Raw genomic sequence first — 258 nt, forward strand, 5'->3', positions numbered from 1 at the left:
GGCATATTTAGCAGATGCTTCGGATGGGAATGTAAACTTATTCATTTAAATCACCTTCTTTTTAGAAGGCGGGGGATGTAAGATGAGCTTAGTCGTATTACTTTTTATAATTGGGTTTATAGGATCGTTTATATCAGGAATGGTTGGGATTGGTGGCGCGATTATTAATTATCCGATGATCTTATACATTCCAGTATTGCTAGGATTTACTGGCTATACGTCACATGAAGTGAGCGGTATTACAGCGGTACAAGTATT

The 258-nt window shown here is 37.6% G+C and carries 1 pseudogene; it reads left to right on the forward strand.

Annotated features, from left to right (window positions below):
* Positions 1-82: 82 nt before the first annotated feature.
* Positions 83-258, forward strand: a pseudogene (locus SB717_RS37400) (sulfite exporter TauE/SafE family protein); the annotation flags it as partial.

This window comes from Priestia sp. SIMBA_032, assembly GCF_046535215.1.
Taxonomy (GTDB): Bacteria; Bacillota; Bacilli; order Bacillales; family Bacillaceae_H; genus Priestia; species Priestia aryabhattai.